Origin of the sequence: Methylobacterium gossipiicola (assembly GCF_900113485.1) — a bacterium.
Lineage (GTDB): Bacteria > Pseudomonadota > Alphaproteobacteria > Rhizobiales > Beijerinckiaceae > Methylobacterium > Methylobacterium gossipiicola.
Genome location: NZ_FOPM01000028.1, coordinates 17594 through 35392, shown reverse-complemented (window position 1 = coordinate 35392; position 17799 = coordinate 17594). Strand labels below are relative to the sequence as shown.

Here is a 17799-nt window from a genome sequence, read left to right as displayed (position 1 = left end):
GTCCCAAGGCTGACGCGCCGGGGAGCGTACGCCTCCCCAACGAGGATCGTGCCCCGCCGCCATGGCCGTGATCTGCGCCTTCATCCTCAATGCCGGGCTGAACTTCGTCCTCGGCCTGCTCATCGCCAAGCTCCTCGGCCCGTCCGACTTCGGTCTGTTCGCCCTGGCCACCGCCGGGGCGGTCGTCGCCAACACGATTCTGTTCGAGTGGCTACGCCTGTCGGCGACGCGGTTCTACTCGGCCCGTGTGCGCGTGCAGGAACCGTGGATCCGTCAAGGCTTGGACCGGGCCTACGCGGTGGTCGGCGTCGCCCTGTTCGCCGCCGCCCTCGTCTGCGCCGGCTTCGGGTTGGCGGCCGGCCCCGGCGGACGCATGGCCATCGTGGCGGGCACGGCCGTGGCCGCCCTCGGCATCGGGGTGTTCGACTACCACGCGGCCCTGGCCCGCGCCCGCTTCGACGGCGGCCTGTATTTCCGGCTGGTCGCCATCAAGAACGGCCTCGCCTTCGTGCTCATGGCCGGGGCCGCCTGGCTCCTTCCCCAGCCCGCCTGGGTGCTGGCGGCGGCGGGCCTGAGCCAGTTCCTCGCCGCGGCCCTCCTGTGGCGGCCGATGCGCGATCCCGCCGCTCCGCGTATCCGGGTCCGCCTCGCCGAGACCTGGCGCCTGTTCGTCGTCTACGGCCTGCCGCTCATCGCCGCCAACGCGATCTATCAACTCCTGCCGTTCCTGAACCGGGGCGCCATCGCGGCCCAGGCGGGGCTGGCGGAAGCCGGCTACTTCGCCCTCGCGGCCGACGTCACCACCCGCAGCATCGGCACCCTCGGCACCGCCCTCGACCTCCTGCTGTTCCAGCTCGCCGTTCGGGCCGAGGAGGAGGAGGGGCGCGCGGCGGCCGAGGCGCAGATCGGCCGCAATGTCGGAACCGTGGTGGCCCTGCTGCTGCCCTGCGCCGTGGGTTTCTGGGCGATCCTACCGGCCCTCGAGGCCCTGGCGGTGCCGGAAGCCTATCGCGGCCCGTTCGCCGGTTACGCCGGCCTGATGATACCCGGCTTCTTCTTCCTCGCCATGACGAACTTCGCCCTCAATCCCGTCTTTCAGATCCGCCGCAGGACCCTGCCGGTCATCGCCGCCGCCCTCATCGGCCTCGCCGTCGATGCCCTGGGCCTCTGGCTCCTGCCGCCCCATCTCGGCCCCGCCGGCATCGCCGTGGCGCAAACCGTGGGGCTCGCCGCCGCGACCCTGATCCTCGCCGTGCGGACGCTGACGGGGCCGCAGCGCCTGCGCCTGCCGTGGCGCGACATCCTGACGGCGAGCCTCGCCTGCGCCGCCATGGCCGTGTGCCTCGCACCCGTGCGCGGCCTCGATCCCGTGCCGGCCCTCACCTTGAGCCTTATCCTCGGGGTTCTCGTCTACGGCGGCTTCACCTGGGTCTTCGACATCGCCGGCCTGCGCAGCCTCATCGCGGCGCGCTGGGCCGAACGATGGGGCGCAGGAGGACCGGCCTCGCGTCCACCGAGCGGCGACACCGCGCCGGATGCATTTTCGAACAAGTCCCCTTAAGATCGGCGCCAAGGACAAAGACCGGGCGCATGCCGTCCGGCCAGGGCGGGAAACGATGCGGTCATACGAGCCTGAACACGCCGACGCGGCGGCCGATCTCGTGCGCGACGCCGCCGCCCGGTCGGAACGCCTGCGCCTCGTCGGCGGCGGCACCAAGGCCGGGATCGGCCGCCCCGCCCAGGATGAAGCGACGCTTTCCACCGCCGGCCTGTCGGGCATCACCCTCTATGAGCCCGCCGAGATGGTGATCTCGGCCCTGGCCGGAACGCCCCTGGCGCAGGTTCAGGCGCAACTCGCCGAGCGCGGCCAGATGCTGCCGTTCGAGCCGATGGATTTCTCCCACCTTCTCGGCTCCACCGGTACGCCGAGCTTCGGCGCCGTGGCGGCGACCAACAATTCCGGCCCGCGCCGGATCAACGCGGGGGCGGCCCGCGACAGCCTCATCGGCGTGCGCTTCGTCAACGGCCGGGGCGAGATCATCAAGTCCGGCGGTCGGGTGATGAAGAACGTCACCGGCCTCGATCTGGTGAAGCTCATGGCCGGCGCCTGGGGAACCCTCGGCCTCCTCACGGAGGTGACCTTCAAGGTTCTGCCCGTGCAGGAGCGGGTGGCGACCCTGGTGTTCCCGGGCCTCGACGATGCCCGAGCCGTCGCCGCCCTCTCGGCGGCCCTCGGCTCGCCGTTCGAACTCACGGGCGCCGCCCATCTGCCCGCCGGCTGCGGCGACGCGCTGGCGCGCACGGCCATGCGGGTCGAAGGGTTTTCGGATTCGGTCACCTATCGCCTGGGCGAACTGACGAAGCTCCTGCGGCACTTCGGTGCGCCCGAGATCGTCGAGGGTGAGGCCGGCACCGATCTCTGGACGCATATCCGCGATGCGATTCCCCTGGTGGAGCCGCGCGACGCCGCCATCTGGCGCATCTCCACCGCGCCCGACCGGGGTCCGGCCCTGACGGCCGCCGTCGCGGCGTCGCGCGCCGCACGGTGGTTCTACGATTGGGGCGGCGGTCTGATCTGGCTCGCCACTCCGGCCGAGGGGGATGCGGGAGCCGACGCCGTGCGGGCGGCCGTGAAGGCGAGCGGCGGCCACGCCACCCTGGTGCGGGCGCCCGATTCCGTGCGCGCCGCCGTGCCGGTGTTCGAGCCCCTGTCCGAGCCCTTGATGCGCATCACCGCCGGCCTGAAGGCGGCGCACGACCCGAAGGGCGTGTTCAATCCGGGCCGGATGTACGCGGGCATCTGAGCGGGCCGCGACATTCTTACCCGAAGGCACCGGCCTTCGGTTCCGGCTATCAAACGGGTCGGCCGAGACTTGGAGCCATTCCAAATGGTTCGGCTCCGCGGCCGTTTCGCACTAACATCGGGTGAACTGACGGCCCGCGCCCATTCCGGTGGGGAGCGAGGCCGCGAAGGGTGGATCGGGAACACGCCGTGCAGACCAATTTCAGCCTGACGCAGCTCGCCGATCCCGCCATGGCGGCGTCGGAGAAGATTCTGCGGACCTGCGTCCATTGCGGCTTCTGCACCGCCACCTGCCCGACCTATCTGCTGCTCGGCGACGAGCTCGATAGTCCGCGCGGGCGCATCTACCTCATCAAGGACATGCTGGAGCAGGGCAAGGCCGCCGTGCCCGAGGTGGTCAAGCACGTCGACCGCTGCCTGTCGTGCCTGTCATGCATGACCACCTGTCCGTCGGGGGTGCATTACATGCACCTCGTCGACCACGCCCGCACGCATATCGAGGAGACCTATCGCCGGCCCGTGGCCGACCGGGCCCTGCGCGCCCTGCTCGCCTTCGTGCTGCCCTATCCCAACCGCTTCCGGCTGGCCCTGCTCGGGGCCAAGATCGGCAGTCCCCTACGGCCCCTCGTGGCGCGTGTGCCGGGCGTCGGCAATCGCCTGGCCGCCATGCTCGACCTCGCGCCGGCCGAACTGCCGAACCGCAATCGCACCGACCGGCCCGGCACCTTCCCGGCCGAGACCCGGGCGCTCGCCGCCAGTGCCGCGCTCCATGGCACGGAAGCGCCGGCCCGCACGGGTCGCGTCGCCCTCCTGCGCGGCTGCGCCCAGAGTGTCCTGCGGCCAGACTTCAACGAGGCGGCGATCCGCCTCCTCACCCGCCACGGCGTCGAGGTGGTGCAGGCCAAGGGCGAGGGCTGCTGCGGCGCGCTCACCCACCATATGGGCAAGGCGGATTCGTCCCACGCCCAGGCCAAGCGCACCATCGACGCCTGGATCTCCGAGATGGACGGCGCCGGCCTCGACGCCATCGTGGTCACGGCCTCGGGCTGCGGCACGACGATCAAGGATTACGGCTTCATGTTCCGCGACGACCCGGCCTATGCCGAGAAGGCCGCACGGGTGTCAGCCATCGCCAAGGATGTGACCGAATACGTCGCCGGCCTCGGTCTGATGCCCCCCATCGTCGAGAGCGACCTCGTGGTGGCCTATCACTCGGCCTGCTCGATGCAGCACGGCCAGGGCATCCGTACGGAGCCGAAAAACCTCCTGAAGACGGCCGGCTTCACCGTGAAGGACGTGCCCGAGGGCCACATCTGCTGCGGCTCGGCCGGCACCTACAACATCCTCCAGCCCGAGATCGCCGGCCGGCTCCGGGACCGCAAGGTCGCCAACATCGAGCGCATGCGCCCCGACGTCATCGCCACGGGCAACATCGGCTGCGCGACGCAGATCGGGAAGGGCACGGCGATCCCCATCGTGCACACGGTGGAATTGCTCGATTGGGCGACGGGCGGGCCGAAGCCGGCGGTGTTGGAGACCCTCGATCAGCGGTCGAACTGATAGGTGAGGGGAACCCAGCGGTAGCCGGCTCCCTGCCGCACGACGTAGCCCAGCGACGGGAACGAGGTGTGGTAGGCCGCCACCAGAATCCCGTCCGTCGCCGTCATGTCGTAAATGGTTCGGCGGGTGGCGGCCCCGCCCGCCTTGTCCATGTCGAAGAAGGCGTGCCACTCGGGATGCGCCAGGGACGCGACCTCGTGATGGGCGCAGTCGCCCCAGACCAGCAGCCGCTGGCCCGCGCTCTCGATGTGGTAGGCGAGGTGGCCCGGCGTATGGCCGAAGGCCGCCAGGGCGGTAATCCCCGGCACCACCGTGTCGCCCGGCTTCACGAAGGTCGTGCGGTCGGCAAGCGGCAGCAGATGACTGCGGAAGACCCGGGCCGACTTGGCTTCGTTGCCCTCGGGAGCAGCCGCCAGACGGGCCTCGTTGCGCCAGAACGCGTCCTCGACGGCACCGACGACGTAGCGCGCCCGTGGGAAGAGGGGGCGCCCCGCCGTCATGAGGCCGCCGATATGGTCGGTGTGGCAATGGGTCAGCACGACGACGTCGATGGAGTCCCGGGCGAGTCCCGTCCGTTCGAGCAGTCCGGCGAGGCGTCCCCCGACGGGGCGGGGCGCGAAACCAACCTCGCCGTTTCCGGTGTCGAACAGCACCGTCTCGCGGCCGGTCTGAACGACGACGGGCGTGAAGCCGGGCTTGAAACGGTTCGGCGGCAGCCGGTTCTCCCGCATCAGGGCCTCGACCTCGCCCCGCGCGCGATCCTCCCCGACGATGGGCCAGGGGCCGTCGATCATCGGGGCGGCGTCGAGCAAGCTCGTCACCGTGAGTTCGCCGAGCCGGAAGCGATGGATCGCGGGCGACAGGTCCGGTGGGCACGCTTCGGACGGCTGAGCCAAGGCCGGACGGGCAACGGCCAAGGCGAGGGCGGAGGCCGCGAGACCACGGCGGGTGAGATCGATCATGACGGGCATTCCCTCAGCCGACCGCTTGGATCAGGATGATCTCGGAGGGGTCGGCGCCATGGAACGCTAGCCGGCCGGGGGAGGGCGGCGCTTGAACGAACCTGCTGCTGCGGCGACGCTCCGCCCCCTCTGGCACGTCGAGGGCGACCAGACCTTCTTCGCCGGGCGCCTCACCTACAATGCCAGCCATCGGCACGGCGCCCCGGTCTATCTCGCGGGCCTCTACGGGACGTTTCGCATCCGCTTCGACGGGATGGAGTGGATCACCTGCCGGACGGCCTTCGTCCCAGCGGGCGTGGCACACGAACTCGATTGCGGGGGCGATCCCCTGGGGGTGTTCTATCGCGAACCCGATGCCACGCCCCACGCCCTCGCAGCCCTGATGCCGGGCGCCGCATCCATCGCGGGCACCCTGGTGGCGACGGGGGGCGAGATCCTGCCGCTGCGCGCCCTCTACGAGGACCGCGACGCCTGCGCCTGGGCGAGCGCGGCCCTCGCCGACCTCGCGGGCTTCTCGCTTCGGCGGTCGCGCAGTGACTTCGACCCTCGCATCACCCGCGTGATGGCACGCCTGCGGGACGCCGAGGCCGGCGCGCCATCGGCCGAAAGCCTCGCCGGATCGGTCGGCCTGTCGTCCTCCCGCCTGCAACACCTGTTCACCGAAACGGTGGGCGTCCCGGTCCGGCGCTACCGGGCCTGGCTGCGCATGCGGCGAGCCATCGCCACCATCATCGCGGGGGCGAACTTCACGGGCGCGGCGCACGCGGCGGGCTTCGCCGACCAGGCACATTTCGCCAACGATTTCCGTCGCACCTTCGGGGCGCCGGCCTCGCGCAGTCTTTTGGGGGTTCGGCGGTAGGGCCGCAGCCTCAGGATCGTGGACCGTCTTGAACCGCCGCCAGCACGAACACGCGGATGGCGGAGGACAGGTTCTGCCCGTCCCGCCCCGCGTCGATCTCGCCGATGAGGGCCTGGACCGACAGGCCGCGCGCCTCGGCAATGCCCCGGAGCGCGTCCCAGAAGGGGTCTTCCAGGGACACGCTGGTGCGGTGGCCGGCGATCATCACCGAGCGCTTGGTGATGCCGCCGGTCATGGGGTGCGCCTCACTCGGAATCCGGCCCCACGAGCTTGTGGCCCTCGTGACGTGCGAACTCGATGGCCTTCTTGGCCTCAGCAAGGGTCTTGGCCTTCTTCGGCCGACCGAAGGCGATGCGGTTCTCGGCCGCCTTCGCCTCCTTCTCGCCCCGCGCCTTCGCCTTGCGGGCCTCGCGCAGGTTGATGATCTCGGCCATGCGCGATTCCTCTCGTTACTCGGCGCTGGGGGCCAGCATGGTCTCGGGGCGCACCACGCGCTCGAACTCTTCCTCGGTGACGTAGCCGAGCCGCAGGGCCTCTTCCTTCAGGGTGGTGCCGTTCTTGTGCGCGGTCTTGGCGATCTCGGCGGCCTTGTCGTAGCCGATGGAGGGGGCGAGGGCCGTCACCAGCATGAGCGAGCGGCTCATGAGATCGGCGATCTTGTCCTCGTTCGCCTTGATGCCGATGACGCAATTGTCCGTGAAGGAGATCGCGGCGTCGGCCAGCAGCCGCACCGATTGCAGCACCGCGTTGGCGATGACGGGCTTGAACACGTTGAGTTCGAAATGGCCTTGGCTGCCGGCGAAGCTCACGGTGGTGCCGTTGCCGATCACCTGGGCGCAGACCATGGTCAGGGCCTCGCACTGGGTCGGGTTCACCTTGCCGGGCATGATCGACGAGCCCGGCTCGTTCTCCGGCAGGGACAACTCGCCGAGGCCCGAGCGCGGGCCCGACGCCAGCAGGCGGATGTCCTGGGCGATCTTGAACAGGCCGGCGGCCAGCGCCGAGAGCGCGCCCTGCGTGAACACCAGGGCGTCATGGGTGGCGAGGGCCTCGAACTTGTTCTCGGCCGAGGTGAAGGGCAGGCCCGTGAGTTCGGCGACCTTGGCGGCGAATTTCTGCGCGAACTCGGGATGCGCATTGAGGCCTGTGCCCACCGCCGTGCCGCCCTGGGCCAGGGCCAGGACACCCGGCAGGGTCGCGCGGACCCGGGCGCCACCCAGCGCCACCTGGGCGACATACCCGGAAAATTCCTGCCCGAGGGAGACCGGGGTCGCGTCCTGCAGGTGCGTGCGGCCGATCTTCACGATGTCGGCGAAGGCATGCGCCTTGGCATCGAGGGCGTCGTGCAGGTGCTGGAGGGCGGGGAGCAGCCGGTCGTTGATCTCGCGAGCGACCGCGATGTGCATGGCGGTGGGGAACACGTCGTTCGACGACTGACCCCGGTTGCAATGGTCGTTCGGGTGCACCGGCGACTTGCCGCCGCGCTTGCCCCCGAGGAGCTCATTGGCGAGGCTGGCGATGACCTCATTGGCGTTCATGTTGGACTGGGTGCCAGAGCCCGTCTGCCACACCACGAGGGGGAACTCCTGATCGTGCTGACCCGCCACCACCTCGGCGGCGGAGGCCGCGATGGCCTGGGCCACCTTCGGATCGAGGCCGCCGAGGTCCTGATTCACCAGGGCGGCGGCCTGCTTGACGAGGCCGAGCGCATGCACGAGGGGCGCCGGCATCCGCTCGGTGCCGATCTTGAAGTTCTGGATCGAGCGCTGCGTCTGAGCCCCCCAGTAGCGATGCGCCGGGACCTCGATGGGGCCGAACGTATCGGATTCCGTACGGGTGGCGGGGGTTTCTGCGCTGTGCGTCTCGTGCGGCGACATCGTGGCCTCTTCGTCCGGCTTCGGCGCCCCCTACTTAGACCGGGCGGACCGAAACCGCGATGGCGCCGGGTGACGGTGCCGCCCGCCTCTCACGGGTTTTTCCGCCGAGGACCTCTCGCCGGACCCGGGATTCAGGACACGCTCATGACGCACGCCGCCCCGTGCCCACCCGACGCGACCGCGCGCTTCCGCCCGTCCGTGCCACGTCCCCTGCGGGAGCCCCTCGGCCTCCTCGACTTCCTGAAGGCGGCCCGCGCCAACCCCATCACCACCTGGCTCGACGACCACTTCGAAAAACCCGTGATGGCGGGGGAGGGCGTGCTCGGCCGCGTCACCGTGGTGAGCGACCCCGCTCTCATCCGCTACCTGTTCGTGGACAACGCCGCCAATTACCGCAAGGACGACCTGCAGCGCCGCGTCCTCGCGCCGGGCCTCGGCAATGGCCTGCTCACGGCGGAGGACGAGGAGTGGAAGCTCCAGCGCCGCACCCTGGCCCCGATCTTCTCGGCCCGCCACGTCCTGGGCTTCGCGGAACCGATGAACGCGGCCGGCGCCCGCATCGCCAAACGCCTCGCGCGGCGCGACGGCACCGCGATCGATGCCCCCCTGGAAATGACCCGCGTCACCCTCGACGTCCTGGAACGGACGATCTTCACGGAAGGTTTGGCCAGCGATCCCGACGCCCTCGGCCGGGCCATCACCCGCTTCCTCGAAGCGGTCGGACCCATCGATCCCCTGGACGTGTTCGGTGTTCCGAGCTTCGTGCCTCGGATCGGCCGCCTGCGGGCGCGGCCTGCCATCCGGTTCTTCGCGGAAGTGGTGGACGCCCTCATCGACAAGCGCCGCGCCCTCATCGCATCGGGCACGGCGCCGACGGACCTCCTCACCCTGCTGCTCGAAGCGCAGGATCCCGAGACCGGCCAGGGACTCACCGATCTGGAGGTGAAGGCCAACATCGTCACCTTCATCGCCGCCGGCCACGAGACCACGGCCAATGCCCTGACCTGGGCGCTCTACTGCCTGTCGCAGGACGCGGAGGCGCGGGCGCGCATCGAGGCGGAGGTCGATGCCGTACCGGACGGGGAGGGGTTCGATGCCGAGCGCCTGCCGTTCACGAAGGCAGTGATGGAGGAGACCATGCGGTTGTTCCCGCCGGTGCCGTTCCTCAGCCGCGAGGCGATCGGGCAGGATCGCATCGGCCGGATCAAGATCCCGCGCGGCTCCCTGGTGATGGTGGCGCCCTACGTGCTGCACCGCCACCGCACCCTCTGGGACGATCCCGCCGCCTTCATGCCCGAGCGGTTCCTCGGCGAGGCCCGCAAGGCGATTCCGCGCTTCGCCTACCTGCCGTTCGGAGCGGGGCCGCGTATCTGCATCGGCCAGAGCTTCTCCGTGCAGGAAGCCGTGATCGTCCTCGCGCACATCGTGCGAGCGGTTCGCCTGAACCTGACGGCGGATCATCCGCCGGTCATGCCCCTGCACCGCGTCACCCTGCGACCGGAGCACGGGCTACGGATGCGGGTCGCGCGGCGCGGCTGACGCCCTGACGCTCAGCTCTTCTTGCGGAACGCGTCGAGGCTGACGACCTCGGCACCGGCTTCGCTACCCTCACCCTCGGCCTTTTTCGGCGCCGACTTGGCGGCGGGCAGCTTGGCGGCGGCCTTGTCGCCGTCCTCCGCCTCCTTATCCGGTGCGGGGCCGATCTTCGGCACGCTGGAACCGATGGCGGCGAGCCCGGTGCCCTTGGGCTTGATCTCGCTCGGCTCGGAGGCGGCGCCCCGCGGCGCGGTCTTGCCCGTCGGCAGGGGCGTCACCTCGTCGTCCATGGCCTCGACGGCCTCTTCCATGCCCTCTGTCAGGTCGAACTTGAGGCCGAACTGCACCGAGGGATCGAAGAAGCCCGACAGGGCATCGAACGGCACCAGCAGGCGCTCGGGCACGCCCGAGAACGACAGACCGACCTCGAAGGTGTGCTCGTGGACGTTCAGATCCCAGAACTGATGCTGGAGCACGATGGTCATGTCCTGCGGGTACTTCTCGCGCAGGCGCTGCGACATCCGTACGCCGGGCGCTTCCGTCCGGAACGAGACGTAGAAGTGATGCTCGCCGGCCAGCCCGTCCCGGGCGGCATCGGTGAGGACCTTGCGCACGACACCCCGCAGGGCATCCTGCACCAGAAGATCGTAGCGGATCAGATCGTCTGCCATCTGTGGTCGCTTATACCCGGTGCCTGGCCGCCGTCGCGCGCCCAAGGGCGCACCGGGGTCGGATGAAAATCGAGCGGAGGCCCGTCAGCGGGCATCTCCGGTGTTCTGCCTGACGCGCCACGAACTTTCCGCCCGAACCCCGGAGCCTGTCCAGACCGCATCCGATGCGTCCAAAAGCCCGTGGTTCCGTTGGAAGGTGCCGGGTACCGTCTCCGGGTCGGAGCGCCCCTCCGAGACGGGGAACGCTCGTCACCGTCGCCGGTGCTTCGGGCAGCCCGGCGAACATAGAGAGAGTCCGGCCGCTTTTGAAGCCCGATCCGCGCCTCCCGCCCGAACGTGATGGCTCCGGGACCACCACGCGGTGGTCCGCGTCCGCACGGGCCGGCCTCGCCGTCCTCGCCATGACGGTCCGGGCGGCCTTTCTCCTCGGGACCGCGAGCCTCCTCGCCCTCCTGATCGTCCGGGTCGGCGCCGATTGGCTCGACGGGCTCGACCCGTTTTCCGCCGCCGGGCGCAGCCCCTTGCGGCCGCGCCAGTTCGCCGCCCGCAGCCTCGCCCTGGACGTGATCCGCCAGGGGATCCTCGCCGGCCTCGTCCTCGTCGCTGCCCGTCGGATGGCCGGGGCGGACTGGCGCCGTGCCCTGGCCCTGACGGCGCCGGCCGGGAGCGGCCTTCCGGCCAGGCGCCTCGCGGGGCTCCTCGTCGCCTGGCCCCTCCTCCACATCGCCTGGGTCACGGGCACGGGGGAGGCGTTCGGCGCGCCCGTCGCCCGCAACGCCACCCTGTCGCCGACCCTTCAGATCGGCGGCATCGTCCTGTGGTTCGGCAACGTCGTGGTGCTGGCGCCCGTGGCCGAGGAATTGCTGATGCGCGGCCTCGTCTTCGCGCGGGGCCTGCGGGACGCCGGCCCCGTCCTGACCGTGGCGACCACGGCCGTCCTGTTCTGCGCCGCCCACCTCTCCGGGTTCGGCCTCGCCCGCCCGGTTTCGCTCCTGCCCCTCGCGCTCATGCTCGGGTGGCTGCGCTGGCGGACGGGCCGCCTGTGGCCCTGCATGATGCTCCATGCCTGGAGCAACCTCTGCGTGGTGGCGTGGATGCTGTCGCCCGGCGGGTGAGGATCGTTAGGGACAAGCCCAGCGAACCGCGCGCCCGACCTCGCCTCGATCCCGCGAACGCGGTATCCCAGGCCGTCAACCGGAGCCGCGATGCACGCCTATCATCAGCTTCTCGACCGCATCCTGCAGGAGGGCGTCCGCAAGGACGACCGCACGGGCACCGGCACCCTGTCGGTGTTCGGCCACCAGATGCGGTTCGACCTCGCGGCCGGCTTCCCCCTGGTGACGACGAAGCAGCTGCACCTGCGCTCGATCATCCACGAATTGCTGTGGTTCCTCACCGGGGACACCAACGTGCGGGCGCTGCAAGCCAACGGCGTTACCATCTGGGATGAATGGGCCGACGCGAACGGCGATCTCGGTCCCGTCTACGGCCGGCAATGGCGCTCCTGGGCGAAGCCCGACGGCGGCAGCGTCGACCAGATCGCCTGGGTCCTTGACGAGATCCGCCGCAATCCGGATTCGCGCCGCCTCGTGGTCTCGGCCTGGAATCCGGCCGACCTCGACCGGATGGCACTGGCGCCCTGCCATTGCCTGTTCCAATTCTACGTCGCGCAGGGGCGGCTGTCGTGCCAGCTCTACCAGCGCTCAGCCGACGTGTTCCTCGGCGTACCGTTCAATATCGCGAGCTACGCCTTGCTGACGGCCATGATCGCGCAGGTCTCGGGCCTCGCGCCCGGCGACTTCATCCACACCCTCGGCGATGCCCACCTCTACGTGAATCACCTGGAGCAGGCCCGGCTTCAGCTGAGTCGCGACGAGCGCCCCCTGCCGCGCCTCGTCCTCAACCCCGCCGTGACGTCCCTGTTCGATTTCCGCTTCGAGGACATCGCCATCGAGGGTTACGCGCCCCATCCCGCCATCCGCGCGCCGGTGGCCGTCTGATGGCGCCTCCCCGCATCACCCTCATCGCCGCCGTGGCGCGGAACGGCGTCATCGGCCGCGACAACGGCCTCGTCTGGCGCCTACGCAGCGACCTCCAGCGCTTCAAGGCCCTGACCCTCGGCAAGCCCGTGCTGATGGGGCGCAAGACCTTCGACTCCATCGGCCGCCCCCTGCCGGGCCGGCGCATCCTGGTGCTGACCCGCGACACCGCCTTCGCCGTCCCAGGCGTCGAGACCGTGCACGATTGGGAGGAGGCCGTAGCTTCGGCGATGGAAGCCGGGGAGCTGATGGTGGCCGGCGGCGCCGAGATCTATCGCCTCGCCCTGCCGGAGGCCGACCGTATCCACCTTACGGAGGTCGATCTCGCGCCGGAGGGCGACACGGTGTTCCCCGAATTCGACCGCGCGGCCTTTCGCGAAACCCTGCGCGAAAGCCATCCGGCGGGGGCGCACGACGCCTGCGGGTTCACCTTCGTCGACCTCGATCGAAACCGGTGACGCGGGTTTGCCCGCGACCGATGGCGCAAAGGTTCCGGCGGCGGTTGTCTTTCTTGCGCCCCGTGCCCAAATCCGAGCTAGGCCCGGATTCCCGACCCTCGACCGCCCGGCGACCAACCTTGACAGGATGGCGGGCGGCCTCGCAGGTAGGCCGGACCGATCGAGACCGTAAAACGCTTCTGTCCACGCGGTGAGGGACAGCCGGTCGACCGCGAGGTATCCGGCCGGACGGCGCGAGTGGGCTTCGTGCCAACGAGACTTTGCGCGGCGAACACGCTGCTGGAACGGGAGATATCGGCGAGCATGCCTTGGAGCAATCAGAGCGGCGGCGGTGGCGGCAACGGGGGAGGGCCCTGGGGCCGGGGCGGCGGCGGCAATGGCGGCGGGGGTGGCCCGTGGGGCAATGGCGGGGGCGGCGGCGGTAAGACGCCCCAGGACCTCGAAGAGCTTCTCCGGCGTGGCCAGGACCGTCTGCGCGGCGTGATGCCGGGCGGCTCCATGGGCGGTGGACGCGGTGTTCTCATCGCGGGCGGCCTCCTCGTCGTCGCCTGGCTCGCCACCGGCATCTACTCCGTGGCGCCGCAGCAGGTCGGCATCGAGACGATCTTCGGCCGCTACCACGGCACCACGGGCCAGGGCCCGCACTACAACTTCCCCTATCCGATCGGCGCGGTGACGAAGCCGAACGTCGGTCAGGTCAACAGCATCCAGATCGGCTACCGCGCCGGCCCGCAGGGCCGCAGCACCGACAAGCCCGACGAGAGCCTCATGCTCACGGGCGACGAGAACATCGTCGACCTCGACTTCGAGGTGCAGTGGCGCGTCAACCCCCTGAAGGCGTCGGACTACGTCTTCAACCTCGAGAACCCCGAGGGCACGATCAAGTCCATCGCCGAGAGCGCCATGCGCGAGGTGGTGGGCCGGCGTAACATCCAGGCGATCCTCACCAACGAGCAGTCGAGCGTCGCCCAGGAGGTGAAGGAGATCACCCAGAAGGCGCTGGACGAGTACGGCGCCGGCGTCCGCATCGAGGTGGTGCAACTCGTGGCCGTGAACCCGCCGCCCGAGGTGCGTCCCGCCTTCATCGACGTGAACGCCGCGCAGCAGGACGCCGAGCGCGCCCAGAACGAAGCCCGCACCTACGCGAGCCGCGAGGTGCCGCAGGCCAAGGGTAAGGCCGCCCAGATCGTCCAGGCGGCGGAAGCCTACAAGACCCAGGCCACGGCAGAGGCCACCGGTCAGGCCGCCCGCTTCCAGCAGGTCTACGATTCCTACAAGGGTGCCCCGGTGATCAGCCGCGAGCGCATCTTCCTCGAAACGATGGAGCGGGTCCTGGGCTCGGTCAACAAGGTGATCATCGATCAGAACGGCACCGGCGTGAACACCGGCGGGGCCGGAATCGTGCCCGTCCTGCCGCTCGGCGAACTCGGCGCCCGCAGCACCGGTGGAGCCGCCCGATGAACAATCCCACCCTGCGCACCGGCGCCCTCATCGCGGCGGCCGTCGTCGTTGTCCTGCTCTACGCCTCGGTCTTCACCGTGGGCCAGATGCAGCAGGCCCTCGTGCTCCAGTTCGGCCGCGTCCGCGCCGTCTTGAACCAGACCGGCACCGACAAGCCCGGCCTGTATTTCAAGGTTCCGTTCATCGACAACGTCGTGCTGTTCGACAAGCGCGTCCTCGACCTCGACCTGCCGGTGCAGACCCTGCTGACGGCCGATCGCCAGAACCTCGAAGTGGACGCCTTCGCCCGCTACCGGATCGTCGATCCGCTGCGGTTCTACCAGTCGGCCAACAACATCCTGCGGGCCAACACCCTGCTGGCCAGCTTCACCAACTCGGCCCTGCGCAACGTGCTCGCCCGCTCGACGCGCGACGCCATCGTACGCACCCAGCGTTCGGATCTGATGAACCAGATCCAGGGCGACGTGAACCGTCAGGCCAAGGAACTCGGCATCGAGATCGTCGACCTGCGCATGACCCGAGTCGATCTCCCGGCGCAGAACAGCACCGCCGTCTATCGGCGCATGACGACGGAGCGCAACCGCGAGGCCGCCGACATCCGCGCCAACGGCGACCAGATCGCCGCGACCATCAAGGCGAAGGCCGACCGCGACGTGACCGTGTTGCTCTCCGAGGCCAACCAGACCGCCGAAACCCTGCGCGGCCAGGGCGACGCCGACAAGAACCGCATCCTCGCCGCCGCCTATGGCAAGGACGCCGACTTCTTCAGCTTCTATCGCTCGATGCAGGCTTACGAGGCCGGGCTGAAGGGCGCGGACACCCGTCTCGTCATCTCGCCGACCTCGGACTTCTTCCGTTACTTCAACGATCCGCAGGGGCGCGCCCCCGCGCCGCCCGCACGGACGGGAGCCGATACGGGCACCACGGGTTCGGTGGGGCGCTGAAGCACGACCACCCTGCGACAATGACCCCTCGGCCGGCACCCCAGTGCCGGCCGTTCCCTTATCAGCCCAGCCCCTTGATCGCCGCCGCCCGGGGACGATCTAGGCAGGGCATTTCAGCCAAGAGGTCGATCATGGACTCCGTCGTGCGCGCCGTTCCGGCGCCCCGCCTGCGCGCGCTGCGCCGCTCCCTCTGCTCGGTCCTCGTCGCCGCCACGGTCGCGACGTCGGTGAGCGTCACCGGCCTGTCGCAGCCCGCCTTCGCCAAAGGCCCGGAATCCCTGGCCGATCTCGCCGAGCAGGTGACCGATGCGGTCGTGAACATCTCCGCTTCCACCACCGTCGAGGCCCGGCCGAGCGTCCGTGGCGGCCCGCAGCTTCCGCCCGGCACGCCGTTCGAGGACCTGTTCGAGGAATTCTTCAACAAGCGTGGCGGCCGGGGCGGCGGCGATGGGGACGCGCCGCGTCCGCAATCGCGCAAGTCGAACTCCCTCGGCTCCGGCTTCATCATCGACGCATCCGGCATCGTGGTGACGAACAACCACGTCATCGGCGACGCCAACGACATCCAGGTGATTCTTCACAACGGCACGAAGCTGAAGGCCGAGATCATCGGCAAGGACCCGAAGATCGATCTCGCGGTGCTCCGCGTGAAGCCGGAAGCCGACAAGCCCCTGAAGGCAGTTCCCTTCGGTGACTCCGAGAAGATGCGGCCGGGTGACTGGGTCATCGCCATCGGCAACCCGTTCGGCCTCGGCGGCTCGGTCTCGGCCGGCATCGTCTCGGCGCGGGGCCGCAACATCGAGTCCGGTCCCTACGACAACTACATCCAGACGGATGCGGCCATCAACAAGGGCAATTCCGGCGGTCCGCTGTTCAACATGAACGGCGAGGTCATCGGCATCAACACCGCGATCCTGTCACCCACGGGCGGCTCCGTCGGCATCGGCTTCGCGGTTCCGTCCGCCACGGCCGCGCAGGTCATCGACCAGTTGCGCGAGTTCGGCGAGGTCCGTCGCGGCTGGCTCGGCGTGCGCATCCAGAACGTCGACGACGCCACGGCGGAAGCCCTCGGCCTGAAAGGCGGCGCGCGCGGCGCCCTCATCGCCGGCGTCGACGAGAAGGGCCCGGCCAAGACATCCGGCCTCGAAGTCGGCGACGTCATCGTGAAGTTCAACGGCACGCCGGTGAAATCGTCGAGCGACCTGCCGCGCATCGTCGCCGCGACGCCGGTCGGCAAGGTCGTCGAGGTGCTGGTGGTGCGCAAGGGCGCGGAGACCACGAAGTCCGTGACCCTCGGTCGCCTGGAGGACAACGAGAAGCCGCAACTCGCCAATGCCCGTCAGCCCGAGGCCGAAAGTTCCGTGCGTCAGGCGCTGGGCCTCAACCTCTCGAACCTCAACGACGACCTGCGCCGCCGCTACGGCATCAAGGACGGGCTGAAGGGCGTCGTGATCATGCGAGTCGATCCGAATTCGACGGCGGCCGACAAGCAGATCAAGCCCGGCGAGCTCATCGTCGAGGTCGGGCAGGAACCGGTGAGCACCCCGGCCGAGGTGACGAAGCGCGTCGAGCAGCTGCGCAAGGAGAACCGCAAGTCGGTGCTCCTCATGGTGGCGAGCGCCTCGGGCGACGTCCGCTTCGTGGCGCTGGGCCTCGACTGATCCTCCGGTCCCGAACCGTGAGACGAGGCCGTCGCCCCCGCAGGGCGGCGGCCTTTTTCAGTTCACGAACTCGCTGGCGGCGTATCCCTGGAGGTACAGGAGCGCGGTGAGGTCGCCGTGGTCGATCCGGACCTGCGCGGCGGTGGCAACGGCGGGCTTTGCCCGGAAGGCGACGCCGAGACCGGCCTCGGCCAGCATGTCGAGGTCGTTGGCGCCGTCACCCACCGCCAGGGTCTCGGCGGCATCGAGGCCGAAGCGGCTGCGGAGCGTCGTCAGAGTCGCGCGTTTCATCGCCTTGTCGACGATGGGCTCGCGGACGGCTCCGGTGAGGTGACCGTCCGCGATCTCGAGCGTCGTCGCGTGGGCCTCGTCGAACCCGATCCGTTCCGCCACCGGCCCGGTGAACAAGGTGAAGCCGCCGGACACGAGGCAGGTATGGGCGCCGTGGGCCTTGAGGGTCTGCACCAGCGTCCGGGCACCGGGCATGAGGGAGATGCGCTCCGTGATCAGGGTGTCGATGGCGCCCACCGGAAGGCCGCGCAGGAGGGCGACCCGCTCGCGCAGGGCCGGGCCGAAGGCGACCTCACCCCGCATGGCCCGCTCGGTGATGGCGGACACCTCATCGCGCAGGCCGATGGTATCGGCGAGTTCGTCGATGCATTCCTGCTCGATCATGGTGGAATCCATGTCGGCGAGGAACAGGCGCTTGCGCCGGTGCGGCCCGGTCGGCAGCACGGCGACATCGAAGGGTTCGGCCGCGAAGGCGGCGCGCAGGCGCCGGGTGAGGGCGGGGGCGTCGGCGGAGTCGCCCGGCACCAGCACCTCGGCGGCGGTCTCCCCGTGCAGGATACGCGGCTGATGCTCCGTGCGCAGGACCCGGCGGGTCTCGGCCAGGACCGCGTCGGTGATGGCGGGGCGCGCGGGATTTGCTATCAGGATCGCGACGAGGGACATCCGGGAGCTCACAC

General features: G+C 69.9%; 17 protein-coding genes. 11 read left to right on the top strand and 6 right to left on the bottom strand.

Annotated features, from left to right (window positions below):
- Window positions 1–61: 61 nt before the first annotated feature.
- From BM249_RS18425 to BM249_RS18415, 3 genes are all read left to right on the top strand, one after another.
- The gene (locus BM249_RS18425) at window positions 62–1561 is read left to right on the top strand and encodes a lipopolysaccharide biosynthesis protein (protein WP_091974755.1); all 1500 of its coding nucleotides are present in this window, start codon (window positions 62–64) and stop codon (window positions 1559–1561) included.
- A gap of 55 nt (window positions 1562–1616) precedes the next feature.
- On the top strand, window positions 1617–2804 hold the full coding sequence (gene glcE / locus BM249_RS18420) for a glycolate oxidase subunit GlcE (RefSeq protein ID WP_091974754.1): 1188 nt from the start codon (window positions 1617–1619) through the stop codon (window positions 2802–2804).
- A 188-nt stretch (window positions 2805–2992) separates the two neighbouring features.
- Window positions 2993–4363, top strand: coding sequence for a heterodisulfide reductase-related iron-sulfur binding cluster (locus BM249_RS18415; RefSeq protein ID WP_091974784.1), 1371 nt, complete (start codon window positions 2993–2995; stop codon window positions 4361–4363).
- On the opposite strand, the gene BM249_RS18410 is transcribed toward BM249_RS18415, so the two are convergent.
- Complete coding sequence (locus tag BM249_RS18410) at window positions 4348–5325, bottom strand: MBL fold metallo-hydrolase (protein WP_425284854.1); 978 nt, start codon at window positions 5323–5325, stop codon at window positions 4348–4350. The genes BM249_RS18415 and BM249_RS18410 overlap by 16 nt on opposite strands.
- A 91-nt stretch (window positions 5326–5416) precedes the next feature.
- Between BM249_RS18410 and BM249_RS18405 the strand changes: the two genes are divergently transcribed.
- Window positions 5417–6184, top strand: a complete 768-nt coding sequence (locus BM249_RS18405; protein WP_091974750.1) for a helix-turn-helix domain-containing protein — start codon at window positions 5417–5419, stop codon at window positions 6182–6184.
- A 10-nt stretch (window positions 6185–6194) separates the two neighbouring features.
- Here BM249_RS18405 and BM249_RS18400 read toward each other — a convergent pair whose 3' ends face one another.
- From BM249_RS18400 to fumC, 3 genes are read right to left on the bottom strand one after another with little or no spacing between them, the layout of a single operon-like run.
- Window positions 6195–6419: a ribbon-helix-helix domain-containing protein gene (locus tag BM249_RS18400; protein WP_091974748.1), complete on the bottom strand. Its 225-nt coding sequence runs from the start codon at window positions 6417–6419 to the stop codon at window positions 6195–6197.
- Between the two features lie 10 nt (window positions 6420–6429).
- Complete coding sequence (locus tag BM249_RS18395) at window positions 6430–6618, bottom strand: DUF4169 family protein (protein ID WP_091974746.1); 189 nt, start codon at window positions 6616–6618, stop codon at window positions 6430–6432.
- A 15-nt stretch (window positions 6619–6633) separates the two neighbouring features.
- The gene (gene fumC, locus BM249_RS18390; RefSeq protein ID WP_091974744.1) at window positions 6634–8061 is read right to left on the bottom strand and encodes a class II fumarate hydratase; all 1428 of its coding nucleotides are present in this window, start codon (window positions 8059–8061) and stop codon (window positions 6634–6636) included.
- 144 nt (window positions 8062–8205) lie between these two features.
- Between fumC and BM249_RS18385 the strand changes: the two genes are divergently transcribed.
- Window positions 8206–9600: a cytochrome P450 gene (locus BM249_RS18385; protein WP_091974742.1), complete on the top strand. Its 1395-nt coding sequence runs from the start codon at window positions 8206–8208 to the stop codon at window positions 9598–9600.
- Window positions 9601–9611: 11 nt separating this feature from the next.
- On the opposite strand, the gene BM249_RS18380 is transcribed toward BM249_RS18385, so the two are convergent.
- Window positions 9612–10268 (bottom strand): SspB family protein, encoded by a 657-nt coding sequence (locus tag BM249_RS18380; RefSeq protein WP_091974740.1) that lies wholly within the window; start codon window positions 10266–10268, stop codon window positions 9612–9614.
- 305 nt (window positions 10269–10573) lie between these two features.
- Here BM249_RS18380 and BM249_RS18375 point away from each other — a divergent pair, with 305 nt between their 5' ends.
- The 6 genes from BM249_RS18375 (at window position 10574) to BM249_RS18350 (ending at window position 16831) form a co-directional block, all read left to right on the top strand.
- Entirely contained in the window at window positions 10574–11383 is an 810-nt protein-coding gene (locus BM249_RS18375; RefSeq protein WP_244528854.1) for a CPBP family intramembrane glutamic endopeptidase, read from the top strand.
- Between the two features lie 90 nt (window positions 11384–11473).
- On the top strand, window positions 11474–12268 hold the full coding sequence (locus BM249_RS18370) for a thymidylate synthase (protein ID WP_091974739.1): 795 nt from the start codon (window positions 11474–11476) through the stop codon (window positions 12266–12268).
- A complete protein-coding gene (locus tag BM249_RS18365) occupies window positions 12268–12765 on the top strand; it encodes a dihydrofolate reductase (RefSeq protein WP_091974737.1) in 498 nt (165 codons plus the stop codon). The genes BM249_RS18370 and BM249_RS18365 overlap by 1 nt, the downstream gene beginning before the upstream one ends.
- Window positions 12766–13068: 303 nt before the next feature.
- A complete protein-coding gene (gene hflK, locus BM249_RS18360; protein ID WP_091974735.1) occupies window positions 13069–14226 on the top strand; it encodes an FtsH protease activity modulator HflK in 1158 nt (385 codons plus the stop codon).
- Complete coding sequence (gene hflC / locus BM249_RS18355) at window positions 14223–15170, top strand: protease modulator HflC (protein WP_091974733.1); 948 nt, start codon at window positions 14223–14225, stop codon at window positions 15168–15170. The genes hflK and hflC overlap by 4 nt, the downstream gene beginning before the upstream one ends.
- A gap of 131 nt (window positions 15171–15301) precedes the next feature.
- Complete coding sequence (locus tag BM249_RS18350) at window positions 15302–16831, top strand: Do family serine endopeptidase (RefSeq protein ID WP_091974731.1); 1530 nt, start codon at window positions 15302–15304, stop codon at window positions 16829–16831.
- A 57-nt stretch (window positions 16832–16888) separates the two neighbouring features.
- Here the strand turns inward: BM249_RS18350 and serB are convergent, their stop codons facing one another.
- Window positions 16889–17785 (bottom strand): phosphoserine phosphatase SerB, encoded by an 897-nt coding sequence (gene serB, locus BM249_RS18345; protein ID WP_091974729.1) that lies wholly within the window; start codon window positions 17783–17785, stop codon window positions 16889–16891.
- Window positions 17786–17799 lie beyond the last annotated feature (14 nt).

Coding starts and splice junctions, on each gene's coding strand:
- glcE (WP_091974754.1), top strand. CDS start 1,617: ATGCGGTCATACGAGCCTGAACACGCCGACGCGGCGGCCGATCTCGTG.
- BM249_RS18425 (WP_091974755.1), top strand. CDS start 62: ATGGCCGTGATCTGCGCCTTCATCCTCAATGCCGGGCTGAACTTCGTC.
- BM249_RS18410 (WP_425284854.1), bottom strand. CDS start 5,325: ATGATCGATCTCACCCGCCGTGGTCTCGCGGCCTCCGCCCTCGCCTTG.
- BM249_RS18400 (WP_091974748.1), bottom strand. CDS start 6,419: ATGACCGGCGGCATCACCAAGCGCTCGGTGATGATCGCCGGCCACCGC.
- hflK (WP_091974735.1), top strand. CDS start 13,069: ATGCCTTGGAGCAATCAGAGCGGCGGCGGTGGCGGCAACGGGGGAGGG.
- BM249_RS18395 (WP_091974746.1), bottom strand. CDS start 6,618: ATGGCCGAGATCATCAACCTGCGCGAGGCCCGCAAGGCGAAGGCGCGG.
- BM249_RS18365 (WP_091974737.1), top strand. CDS start 12,268: ATGGCGCCTCCCCGCATCACCCTCATCGCCGCCGTGGCGCGGAACGGC.
- hflC (WP_091974733.1), top strand. CDS start 14,223: ATGAACAATCCCACCCTGCGCACCGGCGCCCTCATCGCGGCGGCCGTC.
- BM249_RS18385 (WP_091974742.1), top strand. CDS start 8,206: ATGACGCACGCCGCCCCGTGCCCACCCGACGCGACCGCGCGCTTCCGC.
- BM249_RS18370 (WP_091974739.1), top strand. CDS start 11,474: ATGCACGCCTATCATCAGCTTCTCGACCGCATCCTGCAGGAGGGCGTC.
- BM249_RS18380 (WP_091974740.1), bottom strand. CDS start 10,268: ATGGCAGACGATCTGATCCGCTACGATCTTCTGGTGCAGGATGCCCTG.
- serB (WP_091974729.1), bottom strand. CDS start 17,785: ATGTCCCTCGTCGCGATCCTGATAGCAAATCCCGCGCGCCCCGCCATC.
- fumC (WP_091974744.1), bottom strand. CDS start 8,061: ATGTCGCCGCACGAGACGCACAGCGCAGAAACCCCCGCCACCCGTACG.
- BM249_RS18350 (WP_091974731.1), top strand. CDS start 15,302: ATGGACTCCGTCGTGCGCGCCGTTCCGGCGCCCCGCCTGCGCGCGCTG.